The sequence below is a fragment of the Mycobacterium simulans genome (genome assembly GCF_900232995.1).
Taxonomy (GTDB): domain Bacteria; phylum Actinomycetota; class Actinomycetes; order Mycobacteriales; family Mycobacteriaceae; genus Mycobacterium; species Mycobacterium simulans.
Map to the genome: position 1 here is coordinate 111,959 of NZ_OCVX01000005.1, position 19,677 is coordinate 131,635.

Sequence of the window (19,677 nt, forward strand, 5' to 3'; positions counted from 1 at the left end):
TCGCCACTGACTCGCCCCAACCGGAATCGATCCGATGTGGGACAGTGGAGTAATGAAGCGCGGCTCCGGGCTGAGTTTCGACGGCTTCGACGACACGGGCCGCCCGATACTGATCACCGCCGCTGAGCCCTCATATGAGGTACAGCATCGCGCGCGGGTGCGTAAGTACCTCACCTTGATGGCCTTCCGGATTCCTGCGCTCATCCTTGCCGCTGTCGCTTACGGCATCTGGCACAACGGCCTGATCTGCCTGCTGATCGTCGCCGCCTCGGTGCCGTTGCCGTGGATGGCTGTACTGATCGCCAACGACCGCCCGCCGCGTCGCGCCGATGAGCCTCGCCGATTCGAAGAGTCCCGGCGGCGCACCCCGTTGTTCCCGACCGCAGAGCGCCCGGCACTCGAGCCTCGGCGCGACCCCACACCGCATTCGGACTCAGGCGGCTTCGAGAGCCAGGGATAGTCAGAGTTCCGGCCTAACCGGTCGCCGTCCGCACTTCTCAGGACATTCTCAGGTCGTCGGCACATCTCCGCACGTCACGCGGTGTGAGATGGCGGCCGGGTGGGAACTCTAGGCCCAGGTGTCGCGTTGAACGACGTGACACAACAAGCCAATCGGGAGGGCGCTATGGCACAGCCCACAGTAAGGGCCACCACCAGCCGGGTTGAGGGCGATCTGGATGCTCAAAGCCCCGCAGCGGATCTGGTGCGCGTATATCTGAACGGCATCGGCAAGACGGCGTTGCTCAACGCCGCGGGCGAAGTCGAGTTGGCCAAGCGCATTGAGGCCGGGCTGTATGCCGAGCATCTCCTGGAAACCCGGAAGCGCCTCGGCGAGAACCGGAAACGCGATCTGATGGCCGTGGTGCGCGATGGCGAGGCCGCACGCCGCCACCTGCTGGAGGCAAACCTGCGGCTGGTCGTTTCGCTTGCCAAGCGCTACACGGGTCGGGGTATGCCGTTGCTGGACCTCATCCAGGAAGGCAACTTGGGCCTGATCCGCGCGATGGAAAAGTTCGACTACACAAAGGGATTCAAGTTCTCGACGTATGCCACCTGGTGGATCCGTCAGGCGATCACCCGCGGTATGGCCGACCAGAGCCGCACTATCCGGCTCCCAGTTCACCTCGTCGAACAGGTCAACAAGCTGGCCAGGATCAAGCGTGAGATGCACCAGAACCTGGGCCGTGAAGCAACCGACGAGGAGCTCGCCGCCGAATCCGGCATCCCGATCGACAAGATCAACGATCTGCTCGAGCACAGCCGCGACCCGGTGAGCCTGGACATGCCGGTCGGCTCGGAAGAGGAAGCTCCTCTGGGTGATTTCATCGAGGACGCCGAAGCCATGTCCGCCGAGAACGCGGTCATCGCCGAACTGTTGCACACCGACATCCGTAGCGTGCTGGCCACTCTCGACGAGCGCGAGCATCAGGTGATTCGGTTGCGCTTCGGTCTGGACGACGGCCAGCCACGCACCCTGGATCAGATCGGCAAGCTGTTCGGTCTGTCCCGCGAGCGGGTTCGCCAGATCGAGCGAGACGTGATGTGCAAGCTGCGTCACGGCGAGCGTGCTGATCGACTGCGGTCTTACGCAAGTTGAGATGACCTGCCGAGGTCGGCAAGAATAACTTGTTAGAAGACGGTGTGCCCGCCGCGAGAGCGGCGGGCATACTGCTGCGGTGGAGCGTTTTGGCGAACCACTCACGCGGCTGGCGAAGTAGACTCGGCGGCAACGGAGGATGGGTGAATGAACGAGCTGGTTGATACCACCGAGATGTACCTGCGGACGATCTACGACCTCGAGGAAGAGGGCGTGACGCCGCTGCGTGCCCGGATCGCCGAACGACTGGAGCAGAGCGGGCCGACCGTCAGCCAGACCGTATCCCGGATGGAGCGCGACGGGTTGCTCCGCGTAGCTGGCGACCGCCATCTGGAGCTGACTGACAAGGGCCGGGCGCTGGCCATCGCGGTGATGCGCAAGCACCGCCTTGCCGAGCGGTTGCTGGTCGATGTCATCGGGTTGCCGTGGGAAGAAGTGCACGCCGAGGCATGCCGGTGGGAGCACGTGATGAGTGAGGATGTCGAGCGCCGGCTGGTTAAGGTGCTCAACAACCCCACTACATCCCCGTTCGGCAACCCGATTCCGGGCCTGCTGGACCTTGGCGTGGGCCCGAAGTCCGGCTCCGACGACGTCAACCTGGTGCGGCTGACCGAGTTGCCCCCAGGTTCGCCGGTAGCGGTCGTCGTCCGCCAGCTCACCGAGCATGTTCAGGGCGATATTGACCTGATCACACGGCTGAAAGACGCCGGCGTCGTGCCAAACGCGCGGGTGACCGTCGAAATCGGCCCGAACGGGGTGACGATCCTCATCCCGGGTCATGAGAACGTCACCCTGCCAAACGAAATGGCCCACGCCGTCAAGGTCGAGAAGGTCTGACCTACCCGACCCGTCGGCCAAACGCCCGTCGCGGGGGTAGCCGCACACCAAGTTGCTTGGCCATGCGGTAGCCGGTGACCGCGAGGTCACGGATCTCCTCGGGCCGCAGCCCAGACTGCAGCGCCGTGTCCAGCATGCCCGCCATCCGATGCTGCGGCTCGCAGCGCAACGCGGCGTCCAGCGCGATACCAGTCAGCGGCCCGTCGCCGCGGGCGTAGGCGCTGAACGCCAGCAACACCAGAGCCTCCACCCGCCACGGCTGCGGCAGTGCGCGCGCCAGCAATGCCCACAACGACTCGGCCGCACCGGCGTTCTCGCCGACAGCAAGGGCATACAGCGTGTCCCGCACCGCCGCGTCGTGCAGCGCACAGCCAAGCTCGGCGAGCACCGCATCGGACAGTGGTTGCCCATCGGCGACACGGGCGGCAGCGGCCATCGTTGCTTCCACATCGCGCCGACCGCAGCCCGTCGGGTCAGCGCGGTGCGCGATCTCGCGTGCGGCGGCCCTTTGTCGTATGGCAACGGCGAGTTCGGCGCTGCGCCGCGGGTCGTCAACGGCGATAACTGCCTGCAAGTCGGCACGGCGCGAGTAGAGCCGCCGGCCGTCCAACACCGCCGCCACCGCGAGTGGCGACGCCGACGGATCTTCGACCACTCCCGCCGAGCCGCACCCGTCCGCGCAATGCCATTGCCCGCCAAGGGCTATCCGATCCACGACATGCGCTGCCCACAGCACGATGTCGTGCTCGGCCAACGCCTCCGTGAGCGCCACGCACAGCTGCCGGTACTGCTCATTGCACACCGGACAGTGCGCCCCTTTGGCGTCGACAATCACTGCGATCGCGGCCTCAGGCTTAGCAGCGGCCGCCAGGTCCGCGAGATGCTCAACCCGATCGGCGAGCTCTGCGGACAGGTCCGCCCGCATTACCGACCCCAGTTCGCCGCCCTCCAACGACACCAGGACCAGTGAATTTTCCGGCACAAAACCGAGAACGGCCGGCAATGCGGCGATCAGCGATCCGGGGCGGTTGAGTTCAAAGTCAGGCTCATGCTTTGTCATGCGCCCAACGGTGGCAACCCACACCGTCAGGTCGGTGCTACCGCAATGTAAATCAGCCACCGTCTGTGGACAAACTCGCGACTGTGGGCTCTATCGTCTATCCCATGAGTTCGATGCGGGAATACGACTTGGTCGTCATCGGTTCGGGGCCCGGCGGTCAAAAGGCCGCCATCGCCGCGGCCAAGTTGGGCAAAACCGTGGCGATCGTCGAACGCGGCCGAATGGTCGGCGGCGTCTGCGTGAATACCGGCACGATCCCCTCAAAGACATTGCGCGAGGCGGTCGTCTATCTCACCGGTATGAGCCAGCGCGAACTCTATGGCGCGAGCTACCGAGTCAAGGACAAGATCACCCCCGCGGACCTGCTGGCGCGCACCCAGCATGTGATCGGCAAGCAAGTCGACGTGGTGCGCTCGCAATTGATGCGTAACCGGATCGACCTCGTCCTGGGTCACGGCCGCTTCGTCGATCCGCACACCGTCCTGGTCGAGGAAGACGCCCAGGGCGAGCGCGTCACCGTCAGCGGCGACTACGTCGTCATCGCCACCGGCACCAAGCCGGTGCGGCCGTCCGGGGTCGAGTTCGACGAGAAACGGGTACTGGACTCCGACGGCATCTTGGACCTGCGGTCGCTCCCGGCGTCGATGGTCGTCGTGGGCGCCGGGGTCATCGGAATCGAGTACGCATCGATGTTCGCCGCACTGGGTACCAAGGTGACCGTCGTGGAAAAGCGCGACACCATGCTGGATTTCTGCGACCCGGAGATCGTGGAAGCGCTGAAGTTCCACCTGCGCGACCTCGCGGTGACCTTCCGGTTCGGCGAGGAAGTGACCGCGGTCGACGTCGGCTCTGCTGGCACCGTCACCACCTTGGCCAGCGGCAAGCAGATTCCCGCCGAGACGGTGATGTACTCCGCGGGCCGGGAAGGACAAACCGAACACCTGGGCCTAGAGAACGCGGGGTTGGAAACCGACCACCGCGGACGGATTTTCGTCGACGATCAATTCCAGACCAAGGTCGATCACATTTACGCCGTCGGCGACGTCATCGGCTTCCCGGCGCTGGCGGCGACCTCCATGGACCAGGGCCGGCTAGCCGCCTACCACGCATTCGGCGAACCGACCGACGGCATGACCGCGCTGCAGCCGATCGGTATCTATTCGATCCCCGAGGTCTCCTATGTCGGAGCCACCGAGGTGGAATTGACCAAAGACTCGATCCCCTACGAGGTAGGGGTGGCCCGGTACCGGGAGCTGGCGCGCGGCCAAATCGCCGGCGACTCCTACGGCATGCTCAAGCTGCTGGTGTCCACTCGCGATCGCACGCTGCTCGGCGTGCACATCTTCGGGACCAGTGCCACTGAGATGGTGCACATCGGGCAGGCCGTGATGGGATGCGGCGGCACCGTCGACTATCTGGTCGACGCGGTGTTCAATTACCCGACGTTCTCCGAGGCCTACAAGGTCGCCGCGCTGGACGTGACGAACAAGATGCGCGCGCTCAACCAGTTCTTACGCTGAGCTAGCCGGCCGCGCCACGGCAGACACGTCCGTCCAGGTTTGCTGGTTCAATTACTGGTACTCATCGCGTTGAGAGACACTGGTGGGGGCACGCCAGAGACACCCAGAGAGGAGGCAACACCCATGGCCCACGGTCAAGACCCGGGCGAGGCGCAGGACTACCAGCCCGGCCAACCTGGCATGTACGAGCTCGAGTTTCCGGCGCCCGTGTTGTCGACGTCCGACGGTCGTGGCCCGGTGTTGGTGCACGCTTTGGAGGGCTTTTCCGACGCCGGTCATGCGATCCGGCTAGCCGCACGCCACCTTAAGGTGGCCCTGGACACCGAGCTGGTCGCGTCCTTCGCGATTGACGAACTGCTGGACTACCGCTCGCGCCGGCCGCTGATGACGTTCAAGACCGATCACTTCACCCATTACGACGATCCAGAGCTCAGCCTGTACGCGCTGCGCGACAGCGTCGGCACCCCGTTCCTACTACTGGCCGGCATGGAGCCGGACCTGAAGTGGGAGCGCTTCATAACCGCAGTGCGGCTGCTGGCCGAGCGTCTGGGGGTACGGCAGACGATCGGCCTGGGTACCGTGCCAATGGCCGTTCCGCACACGCGCCCCATCACCATGACCGCGCATTCCAACAACGGCGAACTGATCGCCGATTTCACGCCGTGGATCACCGAAATCCAAGTTCCCGGTAGCGCTTCCAACCTGCTGGAGTACCGCATGGCGCAGCACGGTCACGAGGTCGTCGGTTTCACCGTCCACGTCCCGCACTACCTGACACAGACCGACTACCCCGCCGCCGCCCAGGCGCTGCTCGAGCAAGTGGCCAAGACCGGCTCACTGGAACTGCCGTTGACCGCGCTGGCCGAATCGGCAGCCGAGATCCGGGCCAAAATCGACGAACAGGTTCAGGCGAGCGCAGAGGTCGCTCAGGTGGTGGCAGCCCTTGAGCGCCAGTACGATGCGTTCATCGACGCTCAGGAGAACAGGTCGTTACTAGCGCGTGACGAGGATCTACCGAGCGGCGACGAGCTTGGGGCAGAGTTTGAGCGGTTCCTGGCTCAGCAGGCGGAAAAGAAGTTCGACGACGACGATCCGAAGTAAACGCCCGAACTGGCCCGACAACGAGGTTGGACGAGATGACCGAGCGGAAGCGCAGACTTCGCCCGGTGCGGGAAGTGACTGCGCCTTCGCTGCAGTTCCGCACCATCCACGGCTATAAGCGGGCGTTCCGGATCGCCGGCGATGGGCCGGCGATTCTGCTGATCCACGGCATCGGCGACAACTCCACCACCTGGAATGGCATACATGCCAAGCTGGCTCAGCGGTTCACCGTCATCGCCCCAGATCTGTTGGGCCACGGCAAGTCCGACAAGCCACGCGCCGACTACTCGGTGGCGGCCTACGCCAACGGCATGCGCGACCTGCTCAGCGTGCTCGACATCGAGCGCGTGACCGTCGTCGGACATTCGCTCGGTGGCGGCGTGGCGATGCAATTCGCCTACCAGTTTCCTCAGCTGGTCGAGCGGCTGGTGCTGGTCGGCGCTGGCGGCGTCACCAAGGATGTCAACATCGTCTTCCGCTTGGCCTCGTTGCCGATGGGCAGCGAGGCCCTGGCATTGCTGCGGCTTCCCCTCGTGCTGCCTGCAGTTCAGCTGGCCGGGCGGATAGCGGGCGTGGCAATGGGATCGACCGGCCTCGGGCGTGACCTGCCCAACGTGCTGCGGATACTGGATGACCTACCGGAGCCGACAGCCTCAGCGGCGTTCAGCCGCACCTTGCGGGCCGTGGTGGACTGGCGCGGGCAGATCGTCACGATGCTGGACCGATGTTATTTGACCGAGGCCATTCCGGTGCAGATCATCTGGGGCAGCCGGGACGTGGTGGTCCCCGTCCGCCATGCCGAAATGGCGCACGCCGCGATGCCCGGCTCCAGGCTGGAGATCTTCGAGCGCTCCGGCCATTTTCCATTCCACGACGACCCGGCCCGCTTCATCGACGTTGTGCAGCGCTTCATCGACACCACCGCGCCCGCCGAATACGACCCGGTAGCCCTGCGCCAGTTGCTCCGCACCGGCAGCGGCGAACGCACCGTCTCCGGCCCTGTCGACACTCGCGTTGCCGTCCTGAACGCGATGGGTTCAGACGAACGCAGCGCTACCTGATCACCCCTCTCGCGCGCAACGTACAGTCGGGCCATGGGTATAGACGTGACCGTCTTGCGGGTCTTCACCGATCCGGATGGCAATTTCGGCAATCCGCTCGGCGTGGTCGATGCCAGCCAGGTTGAGCATCGCGACCGGCAACACCTGGCGGCCCGATTGGGTTATAGCGAAACGATATTCGTCGATCTCCCCACAGCCGGCTCAACCACCGCGCACGCCACCATCCACACTCCGCGCACCGAGGTGCCGTTCGCTGGCCACCCGACGGTGGGAGCGTCGTGGTGGCTGCGCCACAACGATCTGCCGATTCGCACGCTGCAGGTGCCGGCCGGCATCGTGCAGGTGAGCTACGGCGACAGTGGCGACCTCACGACCATCAACGCACGGGCGGAGTGGGCGCCCGAGATTGCCATCCACGACATCGAATCACGCGAGGCCCTTGCGGCCGCCGACCCGACCGATTTTCCCGACGACATCGCCCATTACTTGTGGACCTGGACCGACCGGTCCGCCGGATCGATTCGGGCCCGGATGTTCGCATCCAACCTTGGTGTGCCAGAAGACGAAGCGACAGGCTCGGCGGCGATACGCATTACCGATTACCTCAGCCGCGATCTCACCATTACCCAGGGCAAGGGATCGATGATCGAAACCACGTGGAGTCCCGAGGGCTGGGTCGGCGTCACCGGCCGCGTCGCCAGTGACGGTGTGAGACAAGTCGACTGACGCTTCGGTTCAGCGTTTTCGGTGCAGCACGGCGGCGAGGTGATGCTGCAGGGGTTGCCCGACCGCACCCATCTGCAACGAGTACGAAAGCTGGTCGCCGTCGATGCGCAACGAACGACCAAGTGCATTCACCTCTTTAGCGGTCGGGGTTAGTCCGATGGCCCCGATCGGACCGGTAGCCAACTCGACTTCGATGACATCACCGCTCCGCGAATAGGTGCCCACTTCGATTTCGGTGATTCCGCTCGGGTGAGCGAGTACCAGCTCAACGTGACCTGGTTGCGGCACACGGAGATACCCCGTTTCTGCATGCAGCGGCTTCCCGTCGGCTACGGCCCTGGTCTTTTGGCCGTAAGCCAGAAATGGCTTGCCCACATGGGAGAAGACGACTTCCTCGAGGTACTCAAACGGCTGAATCGTCGGGTACTCGCCTCTGCCCCGGCCAGCCCAGGTACCTAACAGCGGTGCCAATGCGTCAAGATCAGGGTGCAGGTCAGGAAGCATGAAGGAAGCCTAGCCGCGTTGCGATCGGTCAGTTTGGAGCCGATACGTTGCGGTGCGCGCGAAGCGCCTCAATCTCACGCTCGAAGTCGTCGGCTGATGAAAAAGATCGGTATACGGACGCGAACCGCAGATACGCCACCTCGTCGAGTTCGCGCAACGGCCCGAGGATTGCCAGGCCGACGTCGTGACTGGGGACCTCCGGGGACCCAGCGGCACGCACGGTGTCTTCCACCTGCTGGGCGAGCAGGTTCAGCGCATCGTCGTCGACCTGGCGCCCCTGGCATGCTCGACGCACGCCGCTAATGACCTTTTCCCGGCTGAAAGGCTCCGTGACGCCGCTGCGCTTGACCACGGCCAGGATTGCGGTTTCCACGGTCGTGAACCGCCGCCCACACTCGGGGCACGACCTGCGCCGGCGAATGGCCTGGCCTTCGTCGGTTTCCCGCGAATCAATCACCCGGGAATCGGGATGCCGGCAGAACGGACAGTGCATGGCCGCTCCTTTGCCGCATCCGGGTATCGCAGACGACTCCGAGAGTACCTGTGCGCTCGCTCGCAGGGCGAACGCAGCCGCCAGCCATCCGCGCTCAACCCCGCGGTCCGCGAGCAAGCTTGGCGTAGAACGGTTTTCGCAGTACACGGTGAAACCGTCAGCCGACCGGCGCGATCAGGGTCTGGCCTGCGGACAGCGTCGTGGAGTCCAGGGCATTGAGTTCGCGGATGCGTTCGGCAACCTGGCGCACCGGCGCGTCGGGCGCGACGCGAGCGGCGACGCTCTGCAAAGACTCTCCAGGCAACACGCGCACTACAGCGAGCGTGTCGGGTACCCGAGTGACCGCAGCGGAGGAGCTGCCATTGGCCATGTCCCCAAAGTTGGCTACCAGGCCAAGCCAGAGGGTAATCATCGCCGCAAGCAGGGCCAGCCCCAGTGTCGTCGCTACCGTGTCCGGACTCCTGCGATGAGATGCCATCGACATCGCAACCCCGGTGCCGGGGTAGCGCAGCGGCGTCCCCGCCGGCCGGTAGGGGCCCGGCCTGCGCGATTGGGCATGCCGAGCCCGACCAGAGCGAGACTCGGGTATCGGCCCGTTGATCGGCCCCCGGACGCTACGGGTACGTGGCAGGACTGTCTGGATGATCGTCATGTTGTTCCTCCGGCCGACGGTTTCTCGCTCGTGTGTTCGACACTCTAGTCGCTCGTGTGTTCGATACCCGAACATTTGATCGAAGCGTGTCGCCCGTGCAAGACGTTAAACCAACCCACCGACAAAACCTCTCCGGTTCGGCGTCGACCATCACCACCTGCTACTGAACGACTGCCGACGCCACACGACACACAGTCGAACACATGTTTGATTCTTGCGCGGGTTGCGGCTACATTCAGTGCCATGAGCGACAGCAACAACACCCCATCGGGATCGGGCCCACCAGCATCGGGCCCAGCAGCATCGGGCCCAGCGGATTCATCGCTGACCGAGCGGCAGCGCACCATCTTGAACGTCATCCGTGCCTCGGTCACCGGCCGCGGGTACCCGCCGAGCATCCGGGAGATCGGCGACGCAGTCGGTCTGACGTCAACATCCTCGGTGGCCCACCAGCTGCGCACCCTAGAGCGCAAGGGCTACCTGCGCCGTGACCCGAATCGCCCTCGAGCGGTCGATGTCCGCGGCGTCGACGACGCAGCAGCGCCGACGCCGGTGACCGAAGTCGCCGGCTCGGATGCGCTACCGGAACCCACCTTTGTCCCCGTGCTCGGGCGCATCGCGGCCGGTGGCCCGATTCTTGCCGAGGAAGCCGTCGAGGACGTCTTCCCGTTGCCCCGCGAGCTGGTCGGCGAGGGGACGCTGTTCCTGCTCAAGGTCGTCGGCGACTCGATGGTCGAGGCCGCGATTTGCGACGGCGACTGGGTGGTGGTGCGCCAGCAAAACGTCGCCGACAACGGTGACATCGTTGCAGCGATGATCGACGGCGAGGCCACCGTGAAGACGTTCAAGCGGGCAGGCGGTCAGGTCTGGCTGATGCCGCACAACCCGGCCTTCGATCCGATCCCGGGCAATGATGCAACCGTGCTTGGCAAGGTCGTCACGGTAATCCGAAAGATCTAGCGTCGGTTACCGGTCGAGGTTAGTCCGCTTTGACGAACCCGTTGGCCTGCGCGACTTCTTCGCTGGCGAACCAGAGTTCGGCGAGCGTGTCGTGATACAGCGCACTGCTGGGCGTGTAGTACAGGCCGAAACGGGCACTGGCTTTGACGGGGTAGCCATCCGGAGCCTGGTATGGGTCGTGCTCGAGCGGCAGATGGATCATCGGGCGCATACCCTGGCCGGGCGCCCGCGCAGCCGTTGGCGCCGGCGGCGCTTTGGGCGTACCCCCATACCCCGCTTCTGCGGCCACTTCCGCTTCATCCGCCGATGAATCCACAGCTGCATGCCGCCCGGTTCGCACCTCAGGAACCGACCCAGCCTCCGTAACGGCGGTGTCGGAGAAGGTCTCGTCCGCGCCGGCGGCGTTCGCAGTGAACGTATCCGGGAACGCCGCCTCCGGCACATGGGATTCCGGAACGTGGGTCTCCGGAACGTGGGCTTCTGGAGCTACGCCTTCCGGAGTGACGGTTTCGGGAGTGAAGGCCTCGGGCACAAAGGTCTCGGCCGCCACGGTTTCCGGAACGAAGGGCTCTTCGGTCTCGGTCGCTTCGGCGAGATCGCTGGGCGACACGATGGGCGTGGGTGTGGTGTCAACGGCGTCAGGGTCTTCTTCGTCGACCACTCCGAAGTCATAGCCCTCGTCGGATCTGGACAACATGTCGCCGCCGTACGCTTCGCCGCCGGGGATGTGCTCGGCCACACCGGCGCCGGCACCTCGCGGCCAGCTGACCCGCGACGTCGACTCGTCATCCGGCACCGGATGTTGCGGCAGATGCTGGTCGTCAAGCGGGAAACGTTCGGTGCCGTAATCGATCTCATCGTGCGGCCAGTGACCGTCCGCCCCCGCATCATAGCCAGCAACGTCACGGTCAAAGTCATGCTCGCGTGGGTACACAGCGGGCTCGTGGCCGCCGCGGCGTCGGCGCAATCCGAGCACCACAAACACGGCCATCACGATCAGCAACACCACCGGGACGGCGGCCACCAGCCACCACCAATGCCAGGTGAACTTCTTGCCGTGCGAGGGCGGACCCGCAGCACTGGGCTGATTCTGACCCGCCACCTGCAGACCGGATAGCAACGGCGCCAGGTTCGCCGGGTCGGTGGTGAACGTGTTTTTCGCGCGGTTGTACGAGATCTTGCCGCCCGTGAACTTCTGCGAGATCACCTCGCCGTCCACGGTTTGGTCACCGACCGGCGCGCCGAGTTTGCCGGTGGAGCCTTTGAGCTTGTCCCACGCGGCCTTCATGGCTCCCCGCACCACAAATGCGCCATGGTCAGGGGTCCAGAAGATCACCGGCTTGTCAGCCCCCGAGAACGACGCGACCCGGCTTGCGGGGGTGATCCCGCCGTCGGCCTCGTTGGCGATGGGGAAGCCCAGGTCACTGCTGACCGGCCCGCCCAGCGATTCGTACTTCTGCAGGATTGCGCCCTCGACGGCATTGGCTCCGGTGGCCGGGCTGAAGAAGACCTTGCCGCCGGTGAAGTCCTGGGCTATGCCGTCTCCGCCGATCGGGTACTGGTCTCCCTTCTTGGCGCCCAACGGCCCTGCGGCGCCGCCGGCGGCGCGCCAGGCCATATTGATGGCCGCCGCGGGATCGATCGCAACCTGGAGATCCTTCAACTGATCGGCCAATGCCGGCGGGGTGGATGTGAACTCCTTGCTTTTTCTGTTCCATGAGATCTCACCGCCGCTGAACTTCTGGGAAGCGACCTCGCCGTTGTAGGTTTCATCCCCGACTGGAGCACCCAGAACGCCACCCGAGCTGCCCAGCTTGTCCCACGCCGCGTTCAACGCGCCGCGCACGACGAATGCGCCATGGTCTGGCGTCCAGAAAATCACCGGGTTGTCGCTGGCGGAGAAGGTGCTCACGCGACTGTCAGGTCCGGCAAGACCCGGAACTTCGTTGATGGTCGGGAAGCCCAGATCGCTGCTGGCCGGACCGCCAAGCGACTCGTATTTGTCCAGGATCGGGCCGTAGATGTACCTGGCGCCGGTGGCCGGGGTGTAGTACATCTTGCCGCCGTCGAAGTCCAGGGCGAACCCGTCGGCTACCGGATAAACATCACCCTTGCGGGCACCGAGCGTCGACGTGTCGCCCCCCGCCTTGTCCCACGCGGCCATCATGGCGGCCTCTGCGTCGCCGATCGGGGACGCCCCCGCCGTAGGTGTCAGCAGTACTGCGGCGAGCGCTGTAGCCGTCAAGCCGACCAGCGCACGCCCGACCAGCTTCTTCAAGTGACCTCTCTGCCCGTTCACCAAGCCTCCCAGCCCTGCCCTACTCGCCCCGCGAGCCGGTGGATTCGCCACCATGGGCCCTCCCCCAGCTACGGTCCGCATCGTGGCCGGGCTCGCATAACTCTGCTCTAGCGAACGACAAATTCGAAGTCAATTCGCAAATATTACGAAAACGGATACCCAGCCGATGTCGAAATGATGCCGGGCCGCGTGAGTGTCGCGAGCAACCATGCTGCGCAGCACGCCGGGTTTGGGCTACCGTGCCGGAGACGGGAGCCCGGCACGTGCGGTGAGAGGAAACACAGCTGACATGGGTGTTTCCGGACCAGTCTGGGCCCTGACAATCGTCGTGATCGCTGGCTTGATGGCGTTCGACTACGTCTTCCGGGTGCGCGATACACACGTGTCGACGTTACGTGAGGCCGCCCTCTGGTCGGCGACCTATGTCGGGATCGCTGTCCTGTTCGGTATCGGCGTTGTCATCTTTGGCGGCCCGGAGATGGCGGCCGAATATTTCGCCTGCTACCTCACCGACGAGGCCCTGTCCGTCGACAACTTGTTCGTATTCCTCGTCATAATCAGCAGCTTCCGGGTGCCTCGGGTTGCCCAGCAAAAGGTGCTGTTATTCGGTATAGCGTTCGCGCTGGTCACGCGCACCGGATTCATCTTCGTCGGGGCTGCGCTCATCGAGAACTTCAATTGGACGTTCTACCTGTTCGGCGTTGCCCTGCTGTTCATGGCGGGCAACCTCGCCAGACCCGCAGAGGCTGAAAGCCATACGGCCGACAACTTCATCATCCGGCTGGCCGCGCGGTTCTTGCGGACCTCGCAGAACTACGATGGCGACCGATTGCGCACCGTCGAGAACGGCGAGCGACTGATGACCCCGATGTTGCTGGTCATGATCGCCGTCGGTGGCACCGACCTGCTGTTCGCGTTCGATTCGGTTCCGGCGCTTTTCGGTCTGACCGGAAACGTCTACCTGGTGTTTGCGGCCACCGCGTTCTCGCTACTCGGCCTGCGCCAGCTCTATTTCTTGATCGACGGGCTGCTGGATCGGCTGGTGTATCTGTCCTACGGGCTGGCCGCGATCCTGGGCTTCATCGGCGTCAAACTCATGCTGGAAGCGTTGCACCACAACAACATTCCGTTCATCAACCACGGTAGGCCAATTCCGGTTGTCAAAGTGAGCACGATGACGTCATTAACGGTGATCATTGTCATCCTGCTGACCACGGCCGCGGCATCTGTGCTGTCGTCGCGCGGACGCGCACAGACTTCGACAGCAAGGGCGCGGCGTCACGCGACGGAATACCTCGACCCGCGCTATGAGACCGATCCCGTCGAGCGCGAGAAGATCTTCGCGAGACTACTCGACGAGGAACGTCAGATCGGCGCGCTTCCAACGCAACACCGTGTTCGGATCTGGTACGACGACGAACTGATGGAGCTGCTACGAAGGGCACACGATGCGCACGATGGACGCGAGACGCGCTAGACGCCCAGGCTGCGGCCGACAATCTCCTTCATGATCTCGGTGGTACCGCCGTAAATCGTCTGCACCCGAGCATCGAGATAGGAACGGGCAACTGAATATTCGCGTATGTAGCCGTACCCGCCGTGCAGTTGCAGGCAACGGTCGATCAGGTGCACCTGCTTTTCGGTGGAGTACCACTTGGCCATGGCGGCCTGCTCCGCCGTCAACTTCCCCTGCAGGTGCAACGCGATGAACTGATCGACCATGATGCGCACCACGGTCGCCTCGGTCGCCAGCTCGGCCAGCACGAATCGGCTGTTTTGGAAGCTGCCAATCGGCTTGCCAAAAGCCTTGCGCTCCTTGGTGTATTGCAGTGTCTGCTCCAACACGGATTCCATGGCCGCGGCGGCCATGATGGCGATGTTGATCCGTTCCTGCGGCAGGTTCTGCATCAGGTAGATGAACCCCATGCCCTCCTGGCCCAGCAGGTTTTCAGACGGCACATGCACCTCTGTGAACGACAACTCGGCGGTGTCCTGGGCGTCCAACCCGATCTTGTCAAGGTGGCGGCCGCGCTCGAAACCCTCCATACCCCGTTCGACGACGAGCAGCGAAAAGCCCTGCGCGCCCTTGTCGGGGTCGGTCTGGGCCACCACGATCACCAGGTCTGAGTTAATCCCGTTGGTGATGAACGTCTTTGACCCGTTGAGCACATAGTGATCGCCTTGCTTGACGGCGCGGGTCTTGATGCCTTGCAGATCACTACCAGTACCCGGTTCGGTCATCGCGATCGCGGTGATCAGTTCCCCGGTGCAGAACTTGGGTAGCCAGCGTTGCTTCTGCTCTTCGGTGGCCAGCGCCAGCAAGTACGGTGCCACGATGTCGTTGTGCAAGGCGAAGCCGATACCGCTGTAGCGCCCAATGGTGGTTTCTTCGGTGATGATCGTGTTGTACCGAAAGTCGGGATTGCCGCCACCGCCGTACTCCTCGGGCACCGCCATGCCAAGGAAGCCCTGCTTGCCGGCCTCGAGCCACACCCCGCGGTCGACGATCTTGGCCTTCTCCCATTCGTCGTGATATGGCGCGACGTGGCGGTCGAGGAAACCCCGGTATGACTCGCGGAATAGTTCGTGCTCGGGTTCGAAAAGTGTGCGCTGGTACTTGACGACACTGCCCATGCTGACCTCCGCGGCAAAAATACTCTGTCGCCAACATATATCAACCGGACGGTTGGTCGACAGCGGGAGGGCGGCTAATGAGTCGAGAACTCACGCAAACTGGCGGCCAGCGCCATCGGAACCCGGGCCTGGATCCGGGTGCCCTCCGGCTTGTGCTCGGCCTGCTGTACGCGACCATCGGTGTGCACGCGGGCCACCAAGTCGCCACGGTGGTATGGGATCACCACGTCCACGGCGGTGTCGGTCGGCTTAGATAGCTCAGTGAGCTCGGAGATGCGCCGCCGTAACGCATCGATACCTTCGCCGGTGCGGGCGGAGACGAACACCGCGTCACGCAGCTCGTGGCGCAACTTGGCGAGCATCAGATGGCTTGCGGCGTCGACTTTGTTGACTACCAGCAGCTCGGGCGGCGGATCACCGTTATGGTCGGCGATCACATCGCAAATCACCTGTCGGACCGCACCGATCTGGGCGAGCGGATTGACGTCGGACCCGTCGACGACGTGTACCAACAGGTCGGCGTCGACGACCTCTTCCAACGTGGAGCGGAACGCCTCGACCAACTGGGTGGGCAGGTGCCGCACAAAGCCGACGGTGTCGGTGAGCACAAACGGCCGCGCATCATCGAACTCCGCACGACGGGTGGTGGGTTCGAGGGTGGCGAACAGCGCGTCCTGTACCAGCACCCCGGCGCCGGTCAATGCGTTGAGCAGGCTGGACTTACCCGCGTTGGTGTAGCCGACGATGGCGATCGACGGCACCTCGCTCTCCAAGCGGCGACTGCGTTGGGTGTCGCGGACCTGCTTCATGGCCTTGATATCGCGCCGCAGCTTGGCCATCCGCTCGCGGATGCGGCGGCGGTCGGTCTCGATCTTCGTCTCACCAGGGCCGCGCAGGCCCCCTCCCCCGCCAGTGCCACCGGCACGGCCACCGGCCTGCCGCGACATCGACTCACCCCAGCCGCGCAGCCGCGGCAGCATGTACTCCATCTGGGCCAGCGACACTTGGGCCTTGCCCTCGCGGCTGGTGGCGTGCTGGGCGAAGATATCCAGGATCAGCGCGGTGCGGTCGATGACCTTGACCTTGACGGCCTTCTCCAGTGCGGTCAGCTGCGCGGGAGATAGTTCGCCGTCACAGATGACGGTGTCTGCCCCGGTCGCCACGACGATTTCCCGAAGCTCGGCCGCCTTGCCCGAGCCGATGTAGGTAGACGGGTCGGGTCGGTCACGGCGCTGGATGAGCCCTTCGAGCACCGGGGAGCCGGCGGTTTCGGCAAGTGCCGCCAGCTCGGCCAGGCTCGCTTGGTTGTCGGCCGCGCTGCCCTCGGTCCACACCCCGACCAAGACCACCCGCTCCAACCGCAGCTGGCGGTATTCGACCTCGGAGACGTCGGCGAGCTCGGTCGACAGCCCGGCGACCCGGCGCAGCGCCGATCGGTCTTCGAGGGCAAGCTCACCAAGACTGGGTGAGGAATCAGCGATGCCCGTATTGGGTTCTGCCTTACTGGGCGGTTCTGCCTTCTTGGGCGAATCTGGATATTTCATAGCCAATACCCGATGGTGGCACGTCGCGGGGAGCCGCGCATCCGAATAAATCTTGCGTCTCGGTTCAACCCAGTGAGCGCCACCAGTTGTCGTCGAGCTCACCGCGAGCGACCAGCACCGACGGCCCACGCAAGAAGCTGGTCGCGTCGCTAATGGTGACCGAAACGTCGCCGCCGGGAACCCGCACGGTGAGCATGCCCGTCTCGGAGCCGACGCTGGCCAGCGCCGCGACGGCGGCCGCCACGGTCCCGGTGCCACAGGAGCGGGTCTCGCCCACGCCGCGTTCGTGAACCCGCATCCACACCACGCCGCCGGCCGGCGCGGTAAGGACCTCGACATTGACGCCCTCGGGGAACTGCGCATGATCAAAGCTCACCGGCGCCCCCACGTCCAGTGCCGCCAGAGCATCGACGCTCAGGTCCGGATCAACGCAGGCCAGGTGTGGGTTGCCGACGTCGACCGCCAGGCCGGCAAACCTCCTACCCCCGACTAGGGCTTCAAAGGCCTGCCCCCCGCTGCCCACCCGGCTGGCCTTGCCCATGTCGACAGTGACGTCGGCATGGGCGGCGTCGACGTGCTGCAGGTTGACCAGTCGCGGTCCGGCAAGCGTGCCGACGATGAACTCGTCGCGAGAGTCCAAACCACTGGCCCGCAGGTAGTGGGCGAACACCCGCACCCCGTTGCCGCACATCTGCGCCGTCGAGCCGTCGGCGTTTCGGTAGTCCATGTACCAGTCGGAATCGCTGACACCGTCGGGCACGCGGTCGAGCACACCGGCCGTCACCGCGGCTTCCGCATTGGTGACCCGCAGCACCCCATCCGCGCCCAAGCCCCTGCGCCGGTCGCACAAGGCGGCAACTCGGGAAGCGGTCAGCGCGATCCCCGCATCAATGTCGGGCAGCAGCACAAAGTCGTTTTGTGTGCCGTGGCCCTTGGCGAAGATCATGTGCGCCACTCCTCAAACGCCGGCTTGAAGCTATCCGAGCCGACATCATCGTCGTCGACGCGGATCACTTGATCAGGATACGTTCCGCCATGCCCGCACTGCGTTCTCGACGAGGCTGGTCGCGCCGGCATCGAGCCACTGCACCCGGTGGTCGCGGCGAAACCACGACCGTTGTCGTCGAACATAGCGCCGGGTGCCCACATACGTCTGGTCCCGCGCCTGTCGCAGTAGGTCGTCTGTGCCGCCGGCATCCAGCGCCGCGACCACCTGGGCATAGCCCAGCGCGCGCGACGCGGTAACCCCGTCGCGCAAGCCCCGCCCAAGCAGCACCCGTACCTCCTCGACCAGGCCACGATCGAACATCAACTCCGTGCGCCGCGCCAATCGTTCATCGAGAATCGTTGTCTGACAGTCCAACCCAACGATGACGGTGTCCCACCGCGCGGCGCCGATGCGAGGCGCGGACGCGGCGAACGGCTGCCCGGTGAGCTCAACCACCTCGAGCGCGCGGACCGTGCGCCGACCGTCGGTGGGCAGGATCGCCGCAGCCGCGGCAGGGTCGCGGCGAGCCAGCTCGGCGTGCAGCTTGCCCACCCCGACCTCGGCGAGTCGCTGCTCCCATCTCGCGCGCACCACGGGATCGGTTGCGGGGAACGACCAGTCGTCGAGCAGCGATTGGATGTAGAGCATCGAACCGCCTACCACGACCGGCACGGCTCCCCTGGCCCTGATCGCCTCGACGTCGGCGGCCGCGGCCTGCTGATAGCGCGCCACCGTCGCCGTTTGCGTGACGTCGAGCACGTCAAGTTGATGATGTGGGATCCCGCGGCGCTCTTCGAGGGACAGCTTCGCCGTCCCGATATTCATGCCGCGGTAGAGCTGCATCGCGTCGGCGTTCACGATTTCGGCTTCGATAGGGCCACCGACTGCACCGGCGAGCGTCTCGACGACGTCGAGTGCCAGTTGCGATTTGCCGGTGCCAGTGGGTCCGATGATCGCCAGGGGTCGCACGGGCTTTCCTTAGAGCTGCCAGACGCCGGCGAAGTAGCCCACACCGTAGGGCGCTCCCCGGTAGAGCTCCTTGGCCGATCGCGGCCCGGGCTCGGTAAGGCCGGCCAGCACTTGAAATGGCACCCGCCCAAGGACTTGCCCGGGCAACCGAGTCAACGCCGCGGCGTCCCCGATTGCCAGCGCGTCGTCGAGGGCGCGTTGCACGTCACCGCTGCCGGGGTCGTAGCCACCTGGGGCATTGGCAGTCAGCGTGTTCACGCCGTCGGCAACCACCAGCACGCCGATCGGATCGGGCGTCCGGTCGATCTCGGAACGTAGTTGCCTGCCCCGGGCCAGCGCGGCGTCAAGATCGTGGTCGCTGGCGTAGACGCGGACCTGAGCGCTGGCTTCGGGTCGGGCCTGGCCCCGCACCCAGGCGGCGATCAGCGCGCATAGCGGCAATTCGACCGGACGCCTGGCTTGGTCCCGGATTTTGTCAAACCCTGTTTCGAAGGCCGAGAGTCCGACCCGCACGTCGGCACCGTAGCCCGCGAAGGTGCCGACGGTGTCTGGGCCCACTACGCCATCGGCGCGGCCCGCTCCAACGGCAATCCAGCTCACCGGCAGCAAAGCCGCCGCCGCGATCACCGCGCCCCCCAAGTCGGCCACCTCGGCGGCGGCCGCCCCGGCCAGTTCGGGAACAAGCACCGGCGCCGACGGAACGATCGCGATGGCGCTCAACACGCCACCAAA

19 protein-coding genes are annotated in these 19,677 nt (G+C 65.0%); 9 read left to right on the plus strand and 10 right to left on the minus strand.

The window, feature by feature from the left end; all coding sequences use genetic code 11:
- The first annotated feature begins 34 nt into the window (after positions 1-34).
- The 3 genes from MSIMFI_RS19155 to MSIMFI_RS19165 all read left to right on the plus strand — a co-directional run bounded on the left by MSIMFI_RS19155 (position 35) and on the right by MSIMFI_RS19165 (position 2,434).
- Entirely contained in the window at positions 35-460 is a 426-nt protein-coding gene (locus MSIMFI_RS19155; RefSeq protein WP_191498699.1) for a DUF3099 domain-containing protein, read from the plus strand.
- 165 nt (positions 461-625) lie between these two features.
- Entirely contained in the window at positions 626-1,597 is a 972-nt protein-coding gene (gene sigB, locus MSIMFI_RS19160) for a sigma-70 family RNA polymerase sigma factor SigB (protein ID WP_186242564.1), read from the plus strand.
- Between the two features lie 147 nt (positions 1,598-1,744).
- Complete coding sequence (locus tag MSIMFI_RS19165; RefSeq protein ID WP_191498700.1) at positions 1,745-2,434, plus strand: metal-dependent transcriptional regulator; 690 nt, start codon at positions 1,745-1,747, stop codon at positions 2,432-2,434.
- Between the two features lies 1 nt (position 2,435).
- Here MSIMFI_RS19165 and MSIMFI_RS19170 read toward each other — a convergent pair whose 3' ends face one another.
- On the minus strand, positions 2,436-3,494 hold the full coding sequence (locus MSIMFI_RS19170) for a DUF4192 domain-containing protein (protein ID WP_191498701.1): 1,059 nt from the start codon (positions 3,492-3,494) through the stop codon (positions 2,436-2,438).
- A 113-nt stretch (positions 3,495-3,607) separates the two neighbouring features.
- Here MSIMFI_RS19170 and sthA point away from each other — a divergent pair, with 113 nt between their 5' ends.
- The 4 genes from sthA to MSIMFI_RS19190 all read left to right on the plus strand — a co-directional run bounded on the left by sthA (position 3,608) and on the right by MSIMFI_RS19190 (position 7,902).
- Positions 3,608-5,014: a Si-specific NAD(P)(+) transhydrogenase gene (gene sthA, locus MSIMFI_RS19175; protein WP_191499082.1), complete on the plus strand. Its 1,407-nt coding sequence runs from the start codon at positions 3,608-3,610 to the stop codon at positions 5,012-5,014.
- Positions 5,015-5,137: 123 nt separating this feature from the next.
- Positions 5,138-6,115 (plus strand): proteasome assembly chaperone family protein, encoded by a 978-nt coding sequence (locus tag MSIMFI_RS19180; RefSeq protein WP_191498702.1) that lies wholly within the window; start codon positions 5,138-5,140, stop codon positions 6,113-6,115.
- Positions 6,116-6,150: 35 nt separating this feature from the next.
- Positions 6,151-7,176 carry an alpha/beta fold hydrolase gene (locus MSIMFI_RS19185; RefSeq protein ID WP_191498703.1) on the plus strand — a complete coding sequence of 342 codons (1,026 nt, stop codon included), beginning with the start codon at positions 6,151-6,153 and terminating at the stop codon, positions 7,174-7,176.
- A gap of 33 nt (positions 7,177-7,209) precedes the next feature.
- Complete coding sequence (locus tag MSIMFI_RS19190) at positions 7,210-7,902, plus strand: PhzF family phenazine biosynthesis protein (RefSeq protein WP_191498704.1); 693 nt, start codon at positions 7,210-7,212, stop codon at positions 7,900-7,902.
- A 9-nt stretch (positions 7,903-7,911) separates the two neighbouring features.
- Here MSIMFI_RS19190 and MSIMFI_RS19195 read toward each other — a convergent pair whose 3' ends face one another.
- The 3 genes from MSIMFI_RS19195 to MSIMFI_RS19205 all read right to left on the minus strand — a co-directional run bounded on the left by MSIMFI_RS19195 (position 7,912) and on the right by MSIMFI_RS19205 (position 9,551).
- Entirely contained in the window at positions 7,912-8,406 is a 495-nt protein-coding gene (locus MSIMFI_RS19195) for a peroxynitrite isomerase (RefSeq protein WP_191498705.1), read from the minus strand.
- Between the two features lie 28 nt (positions 8,407-8,434).
- Positions 8,435-8,899 (minus strand): transcriptional regulator NrdR, encoded by a 465-nt coding sequence (nrdR, locus tag MSIMFI_RS19200; protein WP_186242557.1) that lies wholly within the window; start codon positions 8,897-8,899, stop codon positions 8,435-8,437.
- A gap of 157 nt (positions 8,900-9,056) precedes the next feature.
- Positions 9,057-9,551: a LysM peptidoglycan-binding domain-containing protein gene (locus tag MSIMFI_RS19205; protein ID WP_191498706.1), complete on the minus strand. Its 495-nt coding sequence runs from the start codon at positions 9,549-9,551 to the stop codon at positions 9,057-9,059.
- 243 nt (positions 9,552-9,794) lie between these two features.
- On the opposite strand from MSIMFI_RS19205, the gene lexA reads away from it, so the two are divergent.
- Positions 9,795-10,511 (plus strand): transcriptional repressor LexA, encoded by a 717-nt coding sequence (gene lexA, locus MSIMFI_RS19210; RefSeq protein WP_191498707.1) that lies wholly within the window; start codon positions 9,795-9,797, stop codon positions 10,509-10,511.
- Between the two features lie 19 nt (positions 10,512-10,530).
- Here the strand turns inward: lexA and MSIMFI_RS19215 are convergent, their stop codons facing one another.
- Entirely contained in the window at positions 10,531-12,810 is a 2,280-nt protein-coding gene (locus MSIMFI_RS19215) for an LGFP repeat-containing protein (RefSeq protein WP_191498708.1), read from the minus strand.
- A gap of 289 nt (positions 12,811-13,099) precedes the next feature.
- Here MSIMFI_RS19215 and MSIMFI_RS19220 point away from each other — a divergent pair, with 289 nt between their 5' ends.
- Positions 13,100-14,287 carry a TerC/Alx family metal homeostasis membrane protein gene (locus tag MSIMFI_RS19220; protein WP_191498709.1) on the plus strand — a complete coding sequence of 396 codons (1,188 nt, stop codon included), beginning with the start codon at positions 13,100-13,102 and terminating at the stop codon, positions 14,285-14,287.
- On the opposite strand, the gene MSIMFI_RS19225 is transcribed toward MSIMFI_RS19220, so the two are convergent.
- The 5 genes from MSIMFI_RS19225 to MSIMFI_RS19245 form a co-directional block, all read right to left on the minus strand.
- Positions 14,284-15,444, minus strand: coding sequence for an acyl-CoA dehydrogenase family protein (locus MSIMFI_RS19225; RefSeq protein ID WP_191498710.1), 1,161 nt, complete (start codon positions 15,442-15,444; stop codon positions 14,284-14,286). The genes MSIMFI_RS19220 and MSIMFI_RS19225 overlap by 4 nt on opposite strands.
- Positions 15,445-15,518: 74 nt before the next feature.
- Complete coding sequence (hflX, locus tag MSIMFI_RS19230; RefSeq protein ID WP_224770338.1) at positions 15,519-16,988, minus strand: GTPase HflX; 1,470 nt, start codon at positions 16,986-16,988, stop codon at positions 15,519-15,521.
- A gap of 64 nt (positions 16,989-17,052) precedes the next feature.
- Positions 17,053-17,934, minus strand: coding sequence for a diaminopimelate epimerase (gene dapF / locus MSIMFI_RS19235; protein ID WP_191498711.1), 882 nt, complete (start codon positions 17,932-17,934; stop codon positions 17,053-17,055).
- Positions 17,935-18,006: 72 nt separating this feature from the next.
- Complete coding sequence (gene miaA / locus MSIMFI_RS19240; protein WP_191498712.1) at positions 18,007-18,945, minus strand: tRNA (adenosine(37)-N6)-dimethylallyltransferase MiaA; 939 nt, start codon at positions 18,943-18,945, stop codon at positions 18,007-18,009.
- 9 nt (positions 18,946-18,954) lie between these two features.
- Positions 18,955-19,668 (minus strand): class III extradiol ring-cleavage dioxygenase family protein, encoded by a 714-nt coding sequence (locus tag MSIMFI_RS19245; protein WP_191498713.1) that lies wholly within the window; start codon positions 19,666-19,668, stop codon positions 18,955-18,957.
- Positions 19,669-19,677 lie beyond the last annotated feature (9 nt).

Coding starts and splice junctions, on each gene's coding strand:
- sthA (WP_191499082.1), top strand. CDS start 3,608: ATGCGGGAATACGACTTGGTCGTCATCGGTTCGGGGCCCGGCGGTCAA.
- MSIMFI_RS19190 (WP_191498704.1), top strand. CDS start 7,210: ATGGGTATAGACGTGACCGTCTTGCGGGTCTTCACCGATCCGGATGGC.
- nrdR (WP_186242557.1), bottom strand. CDS start 8,899: ATGCACTGTCCGTTCTGCCGGCATCCCGATTCCCGGGTGATTGATTCG.
- MSIMFI_RS19220 (WP_191498709.1), top strand. CDS start 13,100: ATGGGTGTTTCCGGACCAGTCTGGGCCCTGACAATCGTCGTGATCGCT.
- MSIMFI_RS19180 (WP_191498702.1), top strand. CDS start 5,138: ATGGCCCACGGTCAAGACCCGGGCGAGGCGCAGGACTACCAGCCCGGC.
- MSIMFI_RS19205 (WP_191498706.1), bottom strand. CDS start 9,551: ATGACGATCATCCAGACAGTCCTGCCACGTACCCGTAGCGTCCGGGGG.
- MSIMFI_RS19185 (WP_191498703.1), top strand. CDS start 6,151: ATGACCGAGCGGAAGCGCAGACTTCGCCCGGTGCGGGAAGTGACTGCG.
- MSIMFI_RS19155 (WP_191498699.1), top strand. CDS start 35: ATGTGGGACAGTGGAGTAATGAAGCGCGGCTCCGGGCTGAGTTTCGAC.
- MSIMFI_RS19165 (WP_191498700.1), top strand. CDS start 1,745: ATGAACGAGCTGGTTGATACCACCGAGATGTACCTGCGGACGATCTAC.
- sigB (WP_186242564.1), top strand. CDS start 626: ATGGCACAGCCCACAGTAAGGGCCACCACCAGCCGGGTTGAGGGCGAT.
- MSIMFI_RS19225 (WP_191498710.1), bottom strand. CDS start 15,444: ATGGGCAGTGTCGTCAAGTACCAGCGCACACTTTTCGAACCCGAGCAC.
- lexA (WP_191498707.1), top strand. CDS start 9,795: ATGAGCGACAGCAACAACACCCCATCGGGATCGGGCCCACCAGCATCG.
- hflX (WP_224770338.1), bottom strand. CDS start 16,988: ATGAAATATCCAGATTCGCCCAAGAAGGCAGAACCGCCCAGTAAGGCA.
- MSIMFI_RS19170 (WP_191498701.1), bottom strand. CDS start 3,494: ATGACAAAGCATGAGCCTGACTTTGAACTCAACCGCCCCGGATCGCTG.
- MSIMFI_RS19195 (WP_191498705.1), bottom strand. CDS start 8,406: ATGCTTCCTGACCTGCACCCTGATCTTGACGCATTGGCACCGCTGTTA.
- dapF (WP_191498711.1), bottom strand. CDS start 17,934: ATGATCTTCGCCAAGGGCCACGGCACACAAAACGACTTTGTGCTGCTG.